Raw genomic sequence first — 18,929 nt, 5'->3', positions numbered from 1 at the left:
CCGTTCAATGTACCGGCTCCAAAATGGTAGCGACGAAAATACGGGGCCGGCCGTACCATCATCGAAGATAACTCGCTTCGACGCTGTATCGTGGATCGGGATGCAAAATGGAAAGATCGGTTTATCGAAATATGATTGTAATCCTTGAACCTTCGATAGGCTCGCCCATATCCGTTTCACTGTTCAACAACTGGAAGGAGGTGGTCGAATGTCTCATTGTTACACGCCGCTCGTGGCAAACCTGATGAGTGCGACCCCCGCTGGCGGGGCTGTCCAGCTCTAAGGATCAAGCCAGCAGTGGCTGACAATGGAAAGGCCGCCCCGGAAGGGGCGGCCTTTTGTTGTTTTGCCTTATGAGCACCGCTCATAAAGCTAGGCGTTGGCGCCTGGCATTCGACCAAGCGCCAATCCTCACGACTGACTATTCAGCGTCTGCGGTTGCTGCGGGCTTCGCGCCGCGACGCGGCTTGGCAGGTGCAGGCTCTTCAGCCTTCTGAACGGTCTGGCCAGGCTTACGGCCGAGGCCGATCTTCTTGGCCATGGCCCGACGGCTCTCGCTGTAGGCTTCCGCAACCATCGGATAATCCGCCTTGAGATTATACCGTTCACGATACTCAGCCGGGGTCATACCGTTGGTGGCCAGATGACGACGCAAGGTCTTGTAAGGCTTGCCATCGATCATGCTGATGATGTGCTCCTTGCTGGCAAGCGACTTTCGTGCCGTCACAGCAGGCGTGTACTCCTGAGCCGGCGCTTCCGGAGCATCGACGCTCTGCTCACCGCCGAGCTTCGAGACAGCCGCATGCATCGACTGCAGAAATGCAGGGACATCGTCAGCAGTTGTCCGCGTATTTGGATTAGCCAGCCAGGCAATGGTCAACTCGGTTGCGAGTTCGATCGAGTTGGTATCATCAGTCATCATATTTTCCGTATATAGATAGAAAGCTGTTTTGGGATCGTCGCTAGATAGTACGAACGGTATCTCTGACAATACTTAATCGAACAATATCATTAAATTGTGCCGAGGTATTCCAAGGCGGCAAGGAGAGGGAAGGGGGAAGGGAAATGGTGTCCGAACAAATCGGATGCTCAGAAACGAAGGGTGATTTCCCATGATCCAGTCCGTGAAACTCTCGAAGCTCCGCCTCTCCGCCAGCAACGTCCGCACCGCGCCCGATGAATCGCTGCAGATCGAGCCGTTCGCAGCCGATCTCGAAGCCCGCGGCGTACTCCAGAACCTGCTCGTTACGCCGGTCTCGCGGCCACGCGGGACGTTCGAGGTGTTCGATGGCGGCCGGCGCTGGCGTGCGCTCAACATGCTGGTAGCTCGGGGCGTCATCAATCCCGACGAGTATGACGTGCCGGTGCGTGTCCTGAAGGGTGACGATGCCGAACTGACCGAAACCTCGCTCGCGGTCAGCTTCCATCACATGAAGCTCAGCCCGGCCGAGGAATGCCGCGCCTTCCAGCATTTCCTGAACGGCAGCACCGATATCGACGCTGTGGCCAAGCGCTTTGGCGTTACCCGCCGTTTCATCGACGGTCGGCTCCGCCTGGCCGATCTTGCCGAGCCGATCTTCTCTGCTCTCGCGAACGGCGAGCTGACCCTCGACATGGCCAAGGCCTACGCCTCGACCGGCAGTCACGAGCGTCAGTTGCGCGTCTGGCAGACGTATAGCTCGATGGTTCACTACAATGCAGATGCAATCCGCCGCGTCATCGCCAACGACACGATGCGGGCTAACGATCCGATCGCGCTCCTGGTCGGCGTCGAATCCTACGAGGCCGCAGGGGGCGTCGTCGACCGCGACCTGTTCAGCAACGCCGGCGAGCGCTGGACCAACCCCGAGATTGCACAGACCCTCGCGGCCGCGATGATGGAAGCGGAAGCGAAGCGTATCGGCGAGGAACGCGGTCTTGCCTGGATCCGGCCTGTCGCCAGCCACAGCACTTGGGATGCGGCCCGCAGCCTCCATCGCATCGCCCTGCCGGTCCAGCCGATGTCGCCGGCCGAGGCACAGCACGTAGACGAGATCGAGCAGCGCATGGGCGAACTGCAGCAGGAGATGGAGAACGACCAGCTCACCGAAGAGGCGTTCACCGCTTGCGACGCAGAGCATGATGCGCTTGGCGAGGAACTCGAAGCGCTGCAACGTCGTCCCTCGGTACTCCCCGCTGAACTCGTGTCCCGTGTCGGTGCGTTTCTGACGCTGTCGCAGACCGGTACGATGGTCTTGGATGAGACCTATTACAGCGAAACGCCGATCCGCGTGACAGTGGTCGAGCCGGAACCGGTCGAAGGTGATAACGGGGAGACCGACGAGACGGACGACGGGGTTGCCGACGGCGAGGGCGAGGTCTCGGAACGGGTCCGGGCGGAGCCGACCTTCCGCATCGAGGAAGGCGCTGTGACGCCGGTGACGGCAGGCGGTCCCAAGGAGGTCGACCCCGATAACGCGGCGCCGGGCGGCAAGGCACTCAGCCAGGTCCTGAGCGACCAACTCGCGATGCAGCGTCGCGATGTGTTGGCGGCGTCGTTGATCGCCAGTCCCGGCCTGGCGCTGGACTATATGCTGTTCGCCATGGTGGATGCACGGCGCGGCACCTCGTCGAACGACGGCACGACGATCAGCGCCCATGCGCCGCAGGATCCGATCCTGTCGATCAACATGCCGGGATCGCGCGCGCGCAACTACCTCGCCGAGGTACGGGACGGGCTTGATGAATCGTGGGGCGAGTCCGACAATAAGGTCATGCGGTTCGAGGCATTCCGCGCGCTCGGCGACGAGGTGAAGAGCGCATGGCTGGCCTACATCGTAGCGACGTCGCTGGAGGCCAAGGAGTCCTACGGTTCCAACCGCCAGAACCCGCTCCACGGCCGCATGGCGAGCATCCTCGAAGTCGATGTCGCCAGCTGGTGGCGCCCGACGTCGGAGAACTTCTTCGACCGCGTTTCCAAGGGGTCGTTGATCTCGCTCCTTCACGAGGTCGGAGGCCCAGCGCTGTCGAGCCGCCATGCCAGCGAGAAGAAGACCGAGATCTCGGCATCCTGCCAGAAGCTGTTCGCTGGCGAAGCGATCGTCGAGACCGACGTCAAGGAAGCTGCCCTTAAATGGGTGCCGACCGCGATGCGCTTCAGCGACACTGTCGTCGCGCGTGAGAGCGAAGACGAAGGCGTGCAGGGCGATCTCGCGGACTTGATCGAGGCGGACAGCGACGACACCGGCGAGGATGGTCTTGCCGCTCTGGTCGGTGACGGCCCAGACGATGTCGAGACGAGCGGCAGCGCCCAGACCGAACTCGCTCACCAGAACGATGACGATGTGAACGAGATCGTCGCGGCCGAATAGCAGCACGACAATTCAATTCTGAGCAGCCTCACTGCCGGCCCGCGACCTCGCGGCGCCGGCAGAGCCTTTTCCTCACCGCTAACGAGGACAGCGTCATGACCGCTACAACCCGCGACATTGCGGCCGACATCACCGCCGCCATCATCGCAAGGCTCGAGGCCGGGACCCTGCCGTGGCAGCGCTCCTGGTCAGTTACCGGCGAAGGTGGCAGGCCACTGCGCCATGAGGGCGTTCCGTACACCGGAATAAATGCTCTGTGGCTTTGGACGACCGCCGACACCTATGGCTATCGCAGCCGCTACTGGATGACCGCCCGTCAGGCCCGCGAACTGGGCGGCGAGATCAACCGTGATGCGAGACCATCGTTCTCGGTCTATGCATCGACCTTCCGCAAGGCGGGAATGCCCAATCTCCTCGGTGCGACCGCCGACCAGATGATCCGTTTTCTGCGTTCCTATGTCGTCTTCAACGCCGACGAAATCGTTGGCCTGCCGGAGTATTACTACCCGCGCGAGGTCGCACCGACCCCTTTGCTGATCTCAGAACGGCAGGATCGCATCGACGCCTTCTTTGCCGGTATTCCGGCCAAGGTCCGTCACGGCGGTGACCGGGCATTCTTCCACCCGACCTTCGACTATATCCAGATGCCGCACACCGGCAGCTTCAAGTCGGTAGACGCATACGCATCGGTTCGGGCGCACGAGACCGTCCATTGGGCGGGCCATGCCTCCCGGCTCGATCGCACCTTGGGGAAGCGCTTCGGCGACAACGCATATTGTGTCGAAGAATTGGTCGCTGAGCTTGGCTCGGCCATGATCTGCGGCGATCTTGGCCTTCCGACCGAGCTGCACGACAGCCATGCCTCCTACCTTGCCAACTGGTTGGGGGTGTTGCGCGCCGACAAGACCGCGATCTTCCTCGCCGCGACCAAGGCTGAACAGGCCTTCTCCTACCTTCGCGCCTTCTCGACCGAGGCTGCAGCAGAAACGCGGCTCGCCGCATGAACCGGAGAATACGACATGGGTTGGCTCTCGATGACCAGGGCCGGCATGGCCGGCCACCCGAACCCCAAGGCCTATCTCGACGACCAGTTCACCTACAGTCGTGCGCTGGATGGTGACGGCACGCGCGGCATGCGCGTTATCGACAGCGCGTTCGTCGGAAACCGCGTCTGGTACGCAGCAGCTGAGATCATTTCAGACGACGAGCCGCTCTACGTCATCGCACTGGTGTGTCTGGTCCGCTGGAACCCCAAGGCCAGAGACGGATACGTATTTGCGTACAAGGACCAGGAGGAATCGATGGGACCCTGCGAGGCCGGATGCCCGGCCCGGATCCTGCGTCTCCTGTCGCCAACCAGCAAAGAAAGCGCGCTGGATTGGCGGCGCCGTTGCCTCGTTCGGCTAAGGCTGCACGCCCGCAAAATCGATAACGGGATGCGGATAAAACTTTCCCGCCCGGTTTCGTTCAGCGACGGCCATACCGGCACCGAGTTCATCGTCGTAAAACGCGGCGAAAAGATCACCTTCCGGAGCGACAAGGGGCACGGCCACTACCGCATCTCGCATTTCCGCGACCTGGCCTGGTCTGTCGTTCCAGAAACCAAAGTTCACCGCACCGTCTTCGCGGCCCCTACCGCGTATGCGACACCTGCATGATGGATAGCCCCATGTCTGCCGACACTCCCCTCTCGCCGCTGCGCCGTGTGCTGTGCAGCAGGCCCAACGCCGTCAGGGTCGCCGCATGGATGCGCCTTGACGGGGTCCACACCGACATCGTCGATACGGGCGAGCCATTGCAGCCGTGGCTGATCGTCGAGACGACCGCCGGACTGATCGAGGACACCCGCGCATGCGCATGACCATTGTCCTCGCTCTTGCCCTTGCCGCCTGCGGAGGAGCCGCCTCCCAAGCCGAAGACCCAGCGCTGATCCGCGCCGACGGACGCGCGATCGACGGTGACACCGTATCGTTCGACGTCCGGATTCTTGGGGCCGATGCCTTCGAGAAGAGGCAATTGTGTCGAAATACGGATGGTTGCTGGCCGTGCGGCAAGGCGGCACAGGACTATGCGTCGAAACTCCTGAAATCGGGAAGCAGCACAATCCGCCTGACGGGCAAGCAAAGCTACGGTCGTCCGATATGAACGGTCGAGATTGGGGGCCAGGACCTTGGTGAGAGCATGATCGCAGCCGGGCTTGCCGTGCCGGCGACCAGCTACCTGAAGAGCGACCCTGAGCGTGCCCAGCGTTATCTCGCCGCTTATGAAAACGCCGAGGCCAGACATGCCGGCGCGCATGCCGGCTACTTCATCGACCCGGCAAAATGGCGTCGCGGCGAACGCCTCTCATGCAAGGCCCGGGGCAAAAGCAGCCGCGAGCGCTAAATCGCGTGGGAGAGAAGGGGGAGGGGAAGGGCATCGATCAAGGAGAAGATCATGCCCGCTTTCACTTTGACCTCCGCGCCCGTGCATACGCTCTGGGACACTCCCGATACCGCGATCCAACGCCTGCCAGGCATCTGGTTAGTTACCACCCCCTCGCATGGTGGCTTCGTCCTGTCGAATGAGCGTCAGGCTGCGATGCCGGAAGCCCTGCGCCTTGACGGCATCTACTACGAGGAAGACGTCAACTGGTCGCTGGTAGTCATCGGGTTCGAGACCGAGTTCGCAGCCTTGAAAGACCCGCTGTTCGACATCGAACGCAACCTTGCCCATCAAACGGCACGTCACTGGCGGCCGATCCAATACGGTGCATTCACTGGCGAGGTTATCAGCCCAAGCGATAGCTACGTCCTGAAGAAGGTAGCGCTCTACGAGGCCGCGATCGGAGAGATCGGGGTACGGTCAGCGTCCGGAGATTGGGCCGACTGGGTCCCCAAGGGCAAGGTCGGCGTCACCGGGCAGCGCATCACCGGCTGCGATCACCTGGGCTTCGCACAGTATGAAGGACCGGACTTCAAAGGCCTGTGTGATGCGGCGCGCTACGACAGCTCCCGCCCGGTCAACACCTTCGCCGCACTTGAGGTCGAACTGATGCCGTGACGATCGAGAGCGTCGTCGCCCTATCCCCTCTGGGCAACGGAGGGGGAGGGGGCCGACTAAAGGCCGGAAAGATGTTGCCAAAATCTGGCAACATCTTTCCCAAGACGTGCCCAAGCGCCCAGCCCTGAGGGGCTGACGATACGAGCGCAAACCGGGTGTCGCGGGAGAAGAGAGGGGGGTGAAGAGTGTGCGTCGAAAGAGCGCACGGTCCTCATTCGGAGCATGCGTCGATGATTTACGATGTGCCTTTCCGCCACCAACAAGCGCTGGACCCGAGCGCCCTCACCACCGTCGTCGCGACACTGCACGCGATGGGAAAAGCGGTCGACGACTGCCGCAATGCCGGCGTTGATCCCAACAGCGACCCCGCTGTCGTGCTGCTGGCGCGTCACATGGCAACCGTGTCGACCAATCGTGCGCCCCGCGACGTACTTCGCCACGCCTGCACGCGTCGCCTCGCAGACATGAAGCGGTTCCCGACACTGCTGGCGCTCGCAATCCGCGGCGTGGAATATGATGCCGGCGCCAAGGAGCGTTTTCATATCGAAGCGACCGAGGCGATGAACGCTCTGGCCGTCTGCATTGGCCTGGCACCGGGGACATTCGAGGTAGTGTCGCTTCAGGGCGAACGCGATCAATCAGGCCATGTCCTGCTGGCGGCCGGCGAGTTTGCAGTCACTGTCAGGATCGGCGCACGTCACGAGGGTCGCGAGGTAGCGTACCGGGCTGTCTGCGATAGCACGAGCCCGCCCAACCACTACGCGCCGATGGCCGATCTGCTGAAGCCGGACCGCTTCGCTGATCGCTTGCGCCGCGATCTGTCGATCGCCGTCCGACCGGTCGCGCCTGTCGCCCCGGTCCTGATCGCCGCCTGAAGGAGTGATGCCCATGCACATCCAAGACGCGCTCGCGGTTGCACGAGCTGACGCCACACGCATTGCGCACTTCATGGAGCGACGGGAGCGTTTCCTTGATGCCCTCGACTGGTCGATGCTCACCGAGGATCACGCACGCCAGTCAGCGATGCTCGACGATCTGCTCGAAGGGGATATGGCCGATGCCATCCTTTATATCGACTGGCTGGTCGAGCGGCTGGCTGGTGATGCCGAACAGGTCCCTGGCGTACTCCGCTTTACGCCGCATCCGCGCCCGTGGCAGCTTGCGTGGATCACGCTCGCTTCCTGACCAATTGGGGGATCAATTGATGAGCCGTCATACTTTCACCGGCAACGCCGGCACCACCGTGGCAATCGGTTGGGATCGTCCCTTGGCGACGTTCTTCGTGCAGGTCCTGCGTCCTCACCCGACCATGAAAGGCGAGGAAGACATGGTCGAATGGCAGGGTACTGAGCCCGACGAGCTACCGACCGCAGCAGCGGCGATCGAGATTGCCGCCCGCTATGCCGACCTGCCGGAAACGCTCGGTGCTACGCTTGAGACCGACCGCCTCAAGACGCTCGGATCTGTCGACGGACCGGCGCAGCGGTTCCTTTATCGATCCTGAGCACCACGCTTCGCGGCGGTTAAAGAGAAGGGGGATGGGGTTTAGGTCGATCCAGATGGATCGATGGAGATACCCCATGTCCTACATTATCGATATTGGTGGCGCACCGGCCAACGAGGACTGCGCCCAACTCGGCCAGACGCCGGACTTCGAAGCCGTGAACACGTTCGAGGTCGTCGCCTACAAGCTGGCGATCATCGCGCGTCACGGTATGCCGCCCGCTGGCTGCAAGCTTGGACCGCACACGAACCGGCATGACTTTGGCGTCTATCGGACGCTTGCCCTCCACATCGAGGACGAGGAAGACGAAGCCGTTCAGGCGTATGCCGAGGCGGTAGAGGAAGGTCTGGGGTCATGGCTCGAGGCCGGATTTACGCCCCCGGTCATCTATGCTGGTCCGGTCCCAACGATCGAACGCCTGGACCACGTCGAGCTGGTGATCGGTGCGCTCCTGACGACGCGGCCGAACGCCGCCGGGACGTTCCCGATCGCCGACTTCGGTATCCTTTACGGCCACCTCGCAGCGGCCTTTCCGCAACAGGCGGAGGCCGCGCGCCAACGTCTGACCGCAGCGTAATCCCGCCCAACCCCTGAAGGATTGAGCCAATGCTAATGCTGCAATCGCGGCCCGCCGGGATCGTCCCGGCGGGAGCGTTCCCCCTTGTCCGGTCACCGCGTGATGCCGAGGCCGTAGAGCCGGACTATTTTGATTCAACCGATATGCGTTGCTGGCTGACGCGTGGACGGTCGATCGACCAGGCAACGGAGCTGGCCCTGATCTGGCGATCGTATCCGGACTTGCCACACACGGCACCACTGGAGGACCTGATGGCGCGGGGACGCGAACGTATCGCGGCGATGAAGCCATTGAACGACGCTATCGCTGCCAGGACGGAGGCCGACCGGCAGAGACGGAACTTCGCCTTCATGGAATCACGCGCCCAGAAAGGGACTATTGTCGATAGCGAGATTGCGATCCTGCGTGGTCGGGATCGATACGGCTATGACTGGGATCTTGCCGTTGCCTACTCGAGCGGGTGGACCGCGGCCGATGCCGGTTGGGAGCATCGCTTTTGCGCCGATGGCTCGCGCCGGCAGGACGCAAAGCGCGAGGCCTATAACCGTGGTTTTGCCGATGGTGGCGGTGACCAGGCCGACCTGTTTGACGCCGCGCGCCGCAGCAACCTCGCCGCCATTCGCCGGGATAATCAACGTCCAGTAGCGCCGCTACCGCCGAGGGCACGACCGGCGCCGAGCAGCTGGCCCAAGCCGAACGATCATGCCCGCCCAACGCGGTGGTCTAGGCGTCTGCTGATTGTCTCTGACGCAACGATCGAAGAGGTGACGCCGGGGTTGATGCGAGTCTCGAGTCTGAACCTCGTTGATGAGATCCGCGCCCGACCCGGCACCGAGGCCATGAAGATCGTCACGATCGACCGCCATGACGGCTTCGTCGTGAATGGCTGCCCGATTGAGACGAAGGTGCCGATCGCGGCTTCCCGCGCCGACGAAATCATCGCGGATCCTAGCCACGGCGATGCCCTTCGCGCCATCCTAAGGGGACACGATTTCAATGACGTCCTGATAGCGGTACAGGGCGACTACCTTCGCATCGTCGACGCCTTCGCAAGCGCATTGCCGCTGTGTGCGAACATGGAGCGATCGCAAAACTCGCTCCTGCAACAGCGTGCGCACCTGCGCTGCTGGCTCGACCGAGGCTACGACGGCACGGACAATCTGGGCGCCGGCCACATCCGTTGGGGCAAGGCCATAAAGGGTCTAAACGGCAAGCTCGGTGAGTTCACCGCCCGCCATGTCGGTCCAGCACCGCGGCGTGGCCACCTGATCCGGATCGAGGCCGAAGGCGGCACGCTCGCCGAAGGCTACGCCACCTCCACCGGCGAACGTCTCGCGACGGAGATTACCGTCTCTAACAAGACGAACATCCGCCGCGAAATGGCAGCGGCCCTGCGCGCCTTTGGCGGCGCCACCCGCCTGATGAACGCCTGCGGCTGACGCCGCGGGACCCGCTTCTCAAACTTGGGTCACAACACGAAAGTGAATTTTGCGTACGCTAGGAGCGAGCGGACAACGAACGGCGACACTTGGAGAGAAGCAATCCGACCGCTTTCCGGGAGGTAGGTTTGATAGATGCCCCCGTGTCGCGCTGCTGCCTTTCTCGAAAAGCATGCTCAATCGGGAATTACTGTTGGCCGGCGATAGGTTCGATCAGTTCTCATCGGTTGCCATACAGGTCTTCGAACACATCTACGATGCTATATGGTTCATCGCGAGGTGCCTCAACGAAGCGGATACCCCGCTGCGTGTACCCGCGTTGATTGGTAGCGTCAGTCTCGCCCATACTCGGCACGCTGCTCAAGCTGCCAACCACGATGGCCCTCGGCCTGATAGACAAACCGCTCAAGTATATCTTGCAACTCCATCATGTAGTCGCGCAGCACTTCGACATTGATCAGCTTGTGTTCTGCAAGGTGGCGGTTCTCATTGATATCCTCGGGATAGCGGAACACCTGGCCGCGAGGATCGAAGCTGTCGAAATGTCCTATTAGTTCGCCTGCCCTATCCACCGCTTCGTTTTCCATTAAATCGCGCTCAACTGCCTCGTTCAGTCGGGCCACTTCGCGCCATAGCTGGATCATGGAATGGTTCTTTCTGAACGTCTCACCTGTTTCTAGGATGCCGTTCAACGTCTGCACGAGGTGCTTCAGAAACAACTCGATGCCATGACGGTAGCTGAACGCCGCAGGGTATACGAGCAGATCGACTGGCGCGACGTGCTCCTGCGCAGTCTTCACTATCCCATGTCCGCCTGCGAAGAAGCCGCGCCCATACTGAAATAAGTCATAAGGTCCGCCATTGTCGCCAACGCACGCATTCATGTGGCTGTTAGCGCCGTTCGTGAACAACGGGTTCGCGGGCTGATCGACGTGTGGCTTCCATCCGTCCATGTTCACCACCTGTTATCCTACTTAGAACATCGGCGCGAGGAGGTGCAGCCAATCGCCCATCGTCGTTATCGCGCCTGTAACCGCTGTATATATCTCAGCATGATGCTCGACAGCGTAGCCGAATAGTAGCGTGCCAGCGGCTTTTGCCGCGCCTTCGATCATTGACGAGGCGGCCTTTGCCTTTAACGCGTCAATCCAAGCCCTTAAGCCAGCAAACCGCCCCTGCGCCTTCTCGATCACTGCAACGTCCGCACTGTTCTCGCGGTCGGGTTTGGCCAATTCGACGCGCAATTCGCGAATGCTCTCCAACACGTCGTTTAGATCGGGCTCACCCTCGATCGGCTCTGGCGGTTGGTTATGGCCAATGCCTGCCTCGCCCGTTTCTTCACGGCGCTGGATGGCGATGATCTCTTCGACATGCTTGCCGATGGTGCCGATCTGCAACGATAGCTGATCGAGCCGATAACCCAGCGGCGGGCGTGGATCAGACGGCTCCACGTCTTCGTAATCCTCGTCCGGTGCCAGCACGCGATGACCGGCCGGGGCGTAGTTTGGCCCCTCTGCATCAATCCGGTCGATTGCCTCGACGTGTTCCTCTTCCGCGGCATCGGGAAAGGCGTCGATTATGTAATTCTGCGCCTCATACGGCCCGCCGTGAATATAGAGGTAGCCGCCCTCCCGGCCGTTGTAAGGCGTCTCCTGAGCAGGATCTTCGAAGTTCTCATTGAACCAATCGATCATAGCATCGATGCGCTCCTCCTCGGCCAGTCCTTCTAGCGAGGGCGGGTTTGAAAGCGGCGACAGGTCGGGATGGTCTGGCATAGGCCTCTGATTAGCAGATCATCTTGATCCTTAAATAGAAGCATGACCGAACGCCTCGTCCTTATCATTGCCAAGCCCGATCCCTACAGCGTAGCGAAACGCAGCCGAATGGGCGTTTATGCTGACCGAACAGCGCGAAAAGCCCGACACACTGGCTGATCCCCAACGGATGCAAATGGCATTGCAGATGAAAACGTGGGGATGCGAAGACGGTCAGGTAGCGGAGCAGCTGGGGTGGAAAACAACAGCACGCCGATCCGTCAGAGGAACCGCCGACGTAAGCCTGGAATATCTACGGCTAAACAGATGCATCCAAAGGGGAAACGTCCTCAAAATACTTCTGTCCTGCCGCCTTCATCGCTGCCAACGTCCTACCTGCTTGCTCCCACACAAGGGCAGATGAGCGCAATAGGCGTGGATCGCGCAGATGGTCCAGCGCCGGTTCAAGCACCTCTAAGACGTTCTGAACATGCTCGCGCTTGATCGCGAACGCATCAACGCCGGTGTCCTCGTTGCTCTCGTCCACATACATGGCCAGATGCTTGAATTTCTCCATGCCGCCCATGATAACCCAAAATGTGAATTTCTGGCGCTTGGTCGGCAACATGGCTTCCACACGGCGCTGTAAGTCGGCTTCGTCAATACCGCCCTTGCCCGCCATCTCTTTGGCATGAGGGTAAAGGTCCGCAACTATCAGTAGGCAGGCAACTGCCCGCTGTTTTCTGTCGTGCGCGTTGCGAGTGTAGCCCTTGGGTTCGACGCCCCACTCCTTCCACACAAAATCGATGAGCTTACCCAATTCCTCGTATGCAAGCGCCGCCATCAGAGCTGCACCGGCAACACGATTGTGCTTGAGCAGAAGTTCCGCATCCCCGTTCAAACGGGCAACATGGCCAATTCGGTTGAGCAACCTCCGACCAAACTCAGTTCCAGCTGGCTTCATCCCCTCAGGCATGCCGTTCCCCTAATACTTTGCGCTTCCACGACGATACCCAACACGAGGACCAGCCATGACGACATCAGAGGCCGCCTCACTTCCCAAAAAGTCGGATAGGTTCCCAACATGATCGCGAAAAATATGCACGACATTAGGTGTGGCGACCATGGCTTCGTTTATGCCATCCACTACCTTTTGATTGAGCAACTGTGTTCGCTTGTCCGACAGCATCAACGCCCTATGCGTCATTTGGTCTAAGTCAGCGATCAACTGTGGTTGTATGACGAGCCGATGGCTCGCGGTGAAGACCCGGCTGTCACTATCTGGGCCTTAAGGAATGAAGACGCCATCCCGCTGGAAAGCCGGTCCGCTGTAACTGCCGCCCGGCCCATAATGCGCCAATGCCTCATCACGCAGATCACATAGGACTTTGTGCGTCACCTTCTGATCCGCGTCATACTCCTTGTTGAAATCGAAGGAGCGCCGATTGTCCGATTGGGTCTTGGTGGCACGAACATAGAGAATGACGGCACTGTAGAAGAGAGCAAGGAATGCGTTTTCGGCATTTTGTCCTGCGCCAGCGTCTGCGGCCTGCTGGCCAACTACCCTCATCGTGCCAACGAAGTCGTTTGCAAGCATGAGATCGGTTCGAATGCTGTGGCTATCGCGCAACTGCAATATCAAGTGCGACAGCTTCTGATGTTCTGGGGGAAGGGCATTCGCTGCCGCTACCAAGTCAATAACCTGCTGGCTCATGTATGCACCCCTATCCCACGTAGGCGCTCATTCCACGCAAAATCCTCCTGGCCTCGCGCGATACATCCATAGGCTTTTGATCGGGGACGCGCCGCGATGTTGAAGAGCGAGACGCCCGGCTAACCAGCCAGGGCGGCGCAGGAGAGGAGAGGGGTGAGGGGAGGGAGGCCGGAATATGCCGGAAAGGATCCTTCCCCCATGCGCACTCGCTACATAGCCACTTTCGCCGAAACGATCCGGACCGACCCGGTGACACTGGCCCGTGAATATCTCTCCGCACGCGATGCAACCGAACACGAGTTCCAGACCGATGAGGCACGTTCGACCTATGTCGACGTCCTGTCGGCGCTCGGCCGCTTTCAGCACGGGACCGCGTTTGCATGCGCGCTTGCCCAGTTCGACGTCCGCCCCGAGGCCGTGGACACAACGCGACAGGACAATCGTCTGCGCCCGATCGCGTGGTCGTTCGGGGAGGGACCCACGTTCCCCGGCTTCACCGATAACACGACCTGGAACGGCTTTCTCAACGTCAGGGTACCCGTCCCGGCATGGCCCTACGTGCTGGCCGAACTGATAGCCGGCGCAGACGGCGACGCCGAGACGATCGAGGGATACCGACGGCTAGGCATTACCGAAGGTCTGGTCTGCCTGTCCCACGGGTTCACCACCCATGAGGTGATGCCGACGTGGCCATCGTTCTTTCCCGACTATGCGATCGACACGATGGTGCCGATCCCGCCGGAATGGTCCGAGATGAGCTGGTGGCACGAAACGGCACCGAGCTTCGGACCTTGCGTCGGTCCGATGGGCGAGGCCGCACAGATCTGGATCGACTACGAACAGGCGGAGATGCGCGAATTCCCGGAGAACGCGAGGTTCACCTTTAGCCGGCGCGACGCAGTCGGCGAACTGACGGTCGTCTATGCGGGCGACGGCTATGCCGAAGCCCTTGGGCATATTGCGATCGAAACACTCGCCTGCGCATTCGCACACCGTCTCGCAGAGCAACTCGATCCAGACGAGTGGTGCCAGATGCGGGTACGAAACCAGACGATCGCAGCTGGTATCTGCGCGTCGCACGACTTCCTCGACGCCAACATGGTCATGCTGGCGGCGTGGCAAGCTACACGCCCGCCCGCGATCGTCGGGAATGGTGATGCCGATGCACTCGGCACCGACCTCGCTCACGTCAACGCCGCTTGGGAAGTTGCCACCCGCTATTACCTGACGGCCTCAGACGAGGCGGCCCGGTTCGACACCTGGCGTGTAACGGGGCGCGATGTCCCGAGCCTGGCCGCGGCGGGCCACGATCTGGCGACAATCCCACCATCGGATAGCCCAGGCCGCGTCTACTCGGTTGGCTTCGTCCAGGCGCATGGGACCGACTGGATCGTCGACGTCGGCAACACCAGCCAAAGCTTCAACCACTTGATCGATGCGGAGGCTCACCTCTGGTCGGTCTTCGCGTCCGACGAGTGTCGCTACGCCTGAGCGCTGGAGCGTCCGCGCAGCGGGGAGAGGTGCCGAGTCCGGTGTACCAAGGCCGATTGAGAAGGCCCGAGGCCCAGAGAGGGAGGGGGAGGTGACAGGCAGATGCGGGGAATGGCCCCGCCGAGCCTGAGGACACCGCCATGCTCCCTGCCACGATCGCCACCAGCGCCGCGCCCGAAGCCACCGCCAAGGATCGCCGGCTGCTCAACGGATCGCTGGCGAGCGCCGAAGCGCGTCTGGCGTCCATCGCCAGTCTCAATGACCGTTGTCGCCATGGCCTCGACCGTACCGCTCGGATCATGGTGACGAGGAACTGCCTTGGCACCTTCGCTTCCGGTGACGGCGCCATGGAGATCGTCGTTCAGGCGAGACTCTACGCCGCCATCCGCCACCATGTGTTCGCCGATGCGGATGCGGCCGAACGGGACCGGGGCAACTTCGAGTTCGAGGGGACGACGGTCTACTTCAAGATCGACTATTACGACGCTGCGTTCGAGTACGGCTCGGAAGATCCCGCCGATGCCAGCATCACCCGGCGTGTGCTGACGATCATGGTCCGAGAAGACCTCTGACATGGTTACGGCAACACCGAAGGATCGCCGCCTGGACCTAATGTCATTGCTGACGCCCGGACCGGTCGACGAAAACTGGGAAGCCGAGAAAGCAGGCTGGCGGTGCTTCGTCATGGGCAATGATAACCCCAACGGGCGGCGCGGCAGTCGTCTGCGCGCTGCGTGGCAACGCGGTTACGACGCTGCCTCCCGAAGTCGGGATCCAGTAGGGTTGATGCTTTGAAACGGCGAAACGGATTGGCCGGGATGTAAAGGATTGCAGACCGTCCACTTCACCGCGGACTCTTGCTACGGCGACGCCCTCCGCCCGATCCTTGCTGGACGCGGTCGCTCGTAATTGACCTGGTTCGCGAAATTCCGATGCGGTGAAGGCGAAGAATATTACGATCAGGACCGGCGCACCACACGTTACGGTTTAGAATAATACCTCCGTCGATCAGGTCGCATAAGTCGTCTACAGATACTAGGCACCCGGGGTAGAGTCGGGCGAAGGACCCTTTATATTCAGGTAGTAGGGAACATACTTAACCGCGATCGCTTTCTTCTTTAAGAATATAGGAGAGAGAAAATGCGGATTTTGACATCGATAGCAGCTGCAGCCCTGATTATTCCGGGTGTAGCGCTGGCGCAGACGACCGGTAGCACCACCGGTGGCACGACAAGCGGCGGTATGAGTGGATCAGCCACTGCCACCATGAACGGGGGAGCGTCGACCGGTTCTATGGACCAGACTAATCCAACGACAAGTTCATCAGGATCGACCGCAACGACACGCACGCAGCATGGCACGAAGGCTCGCGGCAAAACGCGTAGCACAACGTCAGGTACGACGAGTGGCACGTTGTCCGGTACCACCGGCAGCACGACTGGCCCGGACACGATGGGCGGTACGACTGACGGCACCGCTGGTTCAATGAGTGGCACGAACCCTGGCGGCACAATGGGCGGCACGACCGGCGGTACTATGGGCTCCACGACAGGGGGAACGCCCGGCACCACTCCGCCGCGCTGATCTTACCCATTTGCTTGAGTGAAAGGCCGGGCGAGCGATCGCCCGGCCTTTTCGTATTCGTTCGAGAAAAAGTCACGGGAAGGGTCGTAACCGACAGCTTCGGCTGCCCTGGATTGTACAAAGTCAGGTAGCGGCGCATCAATGCAACGAGACTGCCACCTTGCGTCTCTAATGCGTTTGTCCGCGACGCGGATGTCATCACAACACGACGTATCGAGCGCACCTGCCGTGAAACTCTGAGGAGCTGATCATCATGATCGACCTGTCATATCGACCCCGGTTGGCCGACCTTCGGACGCTCTCACCTCAAAGTCTCGGCTTACTGCCCTTCGAACGCGAAGGAGTAAGGACGTCCGACGCTGGCGCGTTCCAGGGTAGGGCAGGTTACAACGCAGATTTTCTCCCCGGCTTTGCCGTGCCGCTCCCCGACACCCGTGCCATTGCCGGGGATGTGCTGCCGGTTACGGGCAGCGAGGGTGACCGCCTCGACTACGAGCATTTCTCGCTTCTCATGTCGAAAAGCCGGCGTCTTGCCCTCTTCACCGGCGTCAATATTGATGGAAGCGCCAGCGTATCGGTACCGCGCGGCGGTGATCCGTGGGCGTTCGACGGCCGCATTCCCGAAGAGGCCCAGGCGGGGGATGAGCTTTATGCCGATAACGACTTCGATCGCGGCCATCTTGTGCGGCGCGAAGATCCCAACTGGGGCCAGACCGCCAGCGTAGCCAACCGCGATACCTTCCATTTCACCAACTGCGCGCCACAGCTCTCGGTCTTCAATCAGCGATCCTGGCTGAGCCTCGAGGACTATATTCTCGGCAACACGCGCCGGGTCGGCGAACGTGCGACCGTTTTTACGGGACCAGTCTTCAGGGGCAATGATCCGGTTTACCGCGGCGTCGCTATCCCGCTGGCTTATTGGAAGGTCGTCGCCTTCATCCATGACGATGGTCGTCCATCGGCCTCCGCGTATCTGATCGATCATGATGTCGACCTGGACGCGCAGTCGCTCCTGTTCGGAGCGTTCAAGACCTATCAGCGATCAGTCCTCGCGATAGAAGGCCTAACGAACCTCGACTTTGGGTCGTTGCGGGAATTTGACGGCTTCTCGAACGAGGAGAAGGCGACCGGCGACGCTGTCCGGGTGCTGATTACCGAGGCCGAAGATATTAGGCTGTAACGGCCGCAAATAGCGCTGTCCTACAAAGAACATATATGGAACATCGGTGGTCGGATCAACAAGGAGAGTCGGACAATGACCGACATGATCGACGGCCCCATGCTCGTAGGTATCGCAGCGCTCATCACCAGCGTCGTCAACATCATTACGGCTGTTCGCACGCGAGATCGGCCAGCGGACCGTTCGCGTGTGCGGACGATCCCGCGGCGTAGAAAGAGAAGAGAGAATCGCAGTTTAGGCGCATGATGCCCGAAAGCCCGAAGGAGACCGTTATGCGCTGCCGCGTCATTTCCCTTCTGCCCGTACTGACGGGTCTGCCTCTTTTGGCGGGATGTGCGACAAACGCAATCCAGCTTGAAACCGCGGGGACCGTTCAGGCCCGAGGCCGGGAGGCAGTCCTAGCCGCGACGGCCTATTTCGACGCGATAGAGCTGCGCCGTCGGGAGGCTGCTGCAGCGCTGGTTGCGAGCGATCCAAGCTGCCTGCCGGCGACCCCGCTGCGCATCCAGGTGCCTATGGCGCCGACCGTCCCGCCTGCACCTCTATGCCTTGCGAACGAGGTACCCGCCCCTGGCTATACGGCGTTCGAAACCGACATCGGAAGCAGTCCACGAGCGGTGCTGGAGCCACGTGTCGCACTGCTCGCCACAATTGGTGGATACGCTGATGCGCTAGCGGCCATTCTCGACGCCCCCAAGACCGACGTATCGGCCGAGATCACTGCGTTTGCCGATCAAGCCGACCGGCTGGCCCGGTTCACGAACTTTGTCGCCGGCACGGACCTGCCAAACGTCAACGCCGCTGTCGCCAGCGAACAAGGGCAGAGCATCGTCGCGCTGATCGCGTTTGCCAACGACCTCGCGCGCGAAGCGCGGCAAACCCGCGATGTACGTGCATTGGTTGTCGAACGCGGCGTCGTCGTCGATCGCGCACTGGCATCGCTGTCTGTTCAGGTCACGACCTGGGGCAGGGGGGCGGCGCGCAACGCCGACGATCTCTACGGCAACGCACTGTTCCGAACCTATCTTCGCAATCGCACCAGTCTGACGGCCGAACAGCGCGAGCAGCTTGCCGCCCGGGTTTTCGCCGCCCGCGAGGCCGCGAAGCAGGGACCCGTACGGGCGGCTGAAGTCGCAGACGCCATTGATCTCACCGCGAAAGCGCAGGCCGGGCTGAGGGATGCCTTGGCAGGTCGCTTATCGCCGCAGCAGCGCCGCACCGCGGCTCGACTGAACATCGATCGCATCACCCGTGCGCTCGGACTTATCGCCTCGATCGCCACCCCCGCCTGAGG

Annotated in this window: 23 protein-coding genes; 17 read left to right on the top strand and 6 right to left on the bottom strand. The window is 61.2% G+C overall.

Annotated elements, in window-relative coordinates:
• Positions 1-421: 421 nt before the first annotated feature.
• Complete coding sequence (locus AC1MH0_RS19895; protein ID WP_480965903.1) at positions 422-919, bottom strand: Ros/MucR family transcriptional regulator; 498 nt, start codon at positions 917-919, stop codon at positions 422-424.
• A 193-nt stretch (positions 920-1,112) separates the two neighbouring features.
• On the opposite strand from AC1MH0_RS19895, the gene AC1MH0_RS19890 reads away from it, so the two are divergent.
• The 12 genes from AC1MH0_RS19890 to AC1MH0_RS19835 all read left to right on the top strand — a co-directional run bounded on the left by AC1MH0_RS19890 (position 1,113) and on the right by AC1MH0_RS19835 (position 9,912).
• On the top strand, positions 1,113-3,350 hold the full coding sequence (locus AC1MH0_RS19890) for a ParB/RepB/Spo0J family partition protein (protein WP_480965902.1): 2,238 nt from the start codon (positions 1,113-1,115) through the stop codon (positions 3,348-3,350).
• Positions 3,351-3,445: 95 nt separating this feature from the next.
• Entirely contained in the window at positions 3,446-4,354 is a 909-nt protein-coding gene (locus tag AC1MH0_RS19885; protein WP_480965901.1) for an ArdC family protein, read from the top strand.
• Positions 4,355-4,369: 15 nt separating this feature from the next.
• Entirely contained in the window at positions 4,370-5,008 is a 639-nt protein-coding gene (locus tag AC1MH0_RS19880; protein WP_480965900.1) for a DUF6927 domain-containing protein, read from the top strand.
• An 11-nt stretch (positions 5,009-5,019) separates the two neighbouring features.
• The gene (locus AC1MH0_RS19875) at positions 5,020-5,211 is read left to right on the top strand and encodes a hypothetical protein (protein ID WP_480965899.1); all 192 of its coding nucleotides are present in this window, start codon (positions 5,020-5,022) and stop codon (positions 5,209-5,211) included.
• Entirely contained in the window at positions 5,202-5,495 is a 294-nt protein-coding gene (locus tag AC1MH0_RS19870; protein WP_480965898.1) for a thermonuclease family protein, read from the top strand. The genes AC1MH0_RS19875 and AC1MH0_RS19870 overlap by 10 nt, the downstream gene beginning before the upstream one ends.
• 36 nt (positions 5,496-5,531) lie before the next feature.
• Positions 5,532-5,735: a hypothetical protein gene (locus tag AC1MH0_RS19865; RefSeq protein WP_480965897.1), complete on the top strand. Its 204-nt coding sequence runs from the start codon at positions 5,532-5,534 to the stop codon at positions 5,733-5,735.
• 51 nt (positions 5,736-5,786) lie between these two features.
• Positions 5,787-6,392, top strand: a complete 606-nt coding sequence (locus AC1MH0_RS19860; RefSeq protein WP_480965896.1) for a DUF7007 domain-containing protein — start codon at positions 5,787-5,789, stop codon at positions 6,390-6,392.
• Positions 6,393-6,622: 230 nt separating this feature from the next.
• A complete protein-coding gene (locus tag AC1MH0_RS19855) occupies positions 6,623-7,267 on the top strand; it encodes a hypothetical protein (protein WP_480965895.1) in 645 nt (214 codons plus the stop codon).
• A gap of 13 nt (positions 7,268-7,280) precedes the next feature.
• A complete protein-coding gene (locus AC1MH0_RS19850; RefSeq protein ID WP_480965894.1) occupies positions 7,281-7,577 on the top strand; it encodes a hypothetical protein in 297 nt (98 codons plus the stop codon).
• Between the two features lie 19 nt (positions 7,578-7,596).
• Complete coding sequence (locus AC1MH0_RS19845) at positions 7,597-7,896, top strand: hypothetical protein (protein WP_480965893.1); 300 nt, start codon at positions 7,597-7,599, stop codon at positions 7,894-7,896.
• Positions 7,897-7,972: 76 nt separating this feature from the next.
• Positions 7,973-8,473, top strand: a complete 501-nt coding sequence (locus AC1MH0_RS19840) for a hypothetical protein (protein ID WP_480965892.1) — start codon at positions 7,973-7,975, stop codon at positions 8,471-8,473.
• A 29-nt stretch (positions 8,474-8,502) separates the two neighbouring features.
• Complete coding sequence (locus tag AC1MH0_RS19835; RefSeq protein ID WP_480965891.1) at positions 8,503-9,912, top strand: hypothetical protein; 1,410 nt, start codon at positions 8,503-8,505, stop codon at positions 9,910-9,912.
• Positions 9,913-10,244: 332 nt separating this feature from the next.
• On the opposite strand, the gene AC1MH0_RS19830 is transcribed toward AC1MH0_RS19835, so the two are convergent.
• The 5 genes from AC1MH0_RS19830 to AC1MH0_RS19810 form a co-directional block, all read right to left on the bottom strand.
• On the bottom strand, positions 10,245-10,871 hold the full coding sequence (locus AC1MH0_RS19830; protein WP_480965890.1) for a hypothetical protein: 627 nt from the start codon (positions 10,869-10,871) through the stop codon (positions 10,245-10,247).
• A gap of 15 nt (positions 10,872-10,886) precedes the next feature.
• A complete protein-coding gene (locus tag AC1MH0_RS19825; RefSeq protein WP_480965889.1) occupies positions 10,887-11,687 on the bottom strand; it encodes a hypothetical protein in 801 nt (266 codons plus the stop codon).
• A 298-nt stretch (positions 11,688-11,985) separates the two neighbouring features.
• Positions 11,986-12,642, bottom strand: a complete 657-nt coding sequence (locus AC1MH0_RS19820; RefSeq protein ID WP_480965888.1) for an AbiV family abortive infection protein — start codon at positions 12,640-12,642, stop codon at positions 11,986-11,988.
• Positions 12,643-12,651: 9 nt separating this feature from the next.
• Positions 12,652-12,855, bottom strand: a complete 204-nt coding sequence (locus tag AC1MH0_RS19815; protein ID WP_480965887.1) for a hypothetical protein — start codon at positions 12,853-12,855, stop codon at positions 12,652-12,654.
• Positions 12,856-12,954: 99 nt separating this feature from the next.
• The gene (locus AC1MH0_RS19810; protein ID WP_480965886.1) at positions 12,955-13,380 is read right to left on the bottom strand and encodes a hypothetical protein; all 426 of its coding nucleotides are present in this window, start codon (positions 13,378-13,380) and stop codon (positions 12,955-12,957) included.
• A gap of 198 nt (positions 13,381-13,578) precedes the next feature.
• Between AC1MH0_RS19810 and AC1MH0_RS19805 the strand changes: the two genes are divergently transcribed.
• From AC1MH0_RS19805 to AC1MH0_RS19785, 5 genes are all read left to right on the top strand, one after another.
• Positions 13,579-14,871 (top strand): hypothetical protein, encoded by a 1,293-nt coding sequence (locus AC1MH0_RS19805; protein ID WP_480965885.1) that lies wholly within the window; start codon positions 13,579-13,581, stop codon positions 14,869-14,871.
• A 140-nt stretch (positions 14,872-15,011) separates the two neighbouring features.
• Positions 15,012-15,443, top strand: a complete 432-nt coding sequence (locus tag AC1MH0_RS19800; protein WP_480965884.1) for a DUF3768 domain-containing protein — start codon at positions 15,012-15,014, stop codon at positions 15,441-15,443.
• A 1,265-nt stretch (positions 15,444-16,708) separates the two neighbouring features.
• Positions 16,709-17,635, top strand: a complete 927-nt coding sequence (locus tag AC1MH0_RS19795; protein ID WP_480965883.1) for a DNA/RNA non-specific endonuclease — start codon at positions 16,709-16,711, stop codon at positions 17,633-17,635.
• A 75-nt stretch (positions 17,636-17,710) separates the two neighbouring features.
• On the top strand, positions 17,711-17,881 hold the full coding sequence (locus tag AC1MH0_RS19790; protein WP_307090327.1) for a hypothetical protein: 171 nt from the start codon (positions 17,711-17,713) through the stop codon (positions 17,879-17,881).
• A 371-nt stretch (positions 17,882-18,252) separates the two neighbouring features.
• Positions 18,253-18,927 carry a hypothetical protein gene (locus AC1MH0_RS19785; RefSeq protein ID WP_480965882.1) on the top strand — a complete coding sequence of 225 codons (675 nt, stop codon included), beginning with the start codon at positions 18,253-18,255 and terminating at the stop codon, positions 18,925-18,927.
• The last annotated feature ends 2 nt before the right edge of the window (positions 18,928-18,929 follow it).

Source organism: Sphingomonas sp. AP28, from assembly GCF_056680455.1.
The sequence above is the reverse complement of the archived record's forward strand: the minus strand, read 5'-3'. Positions and strand labels throughout refer to the sequence as shown.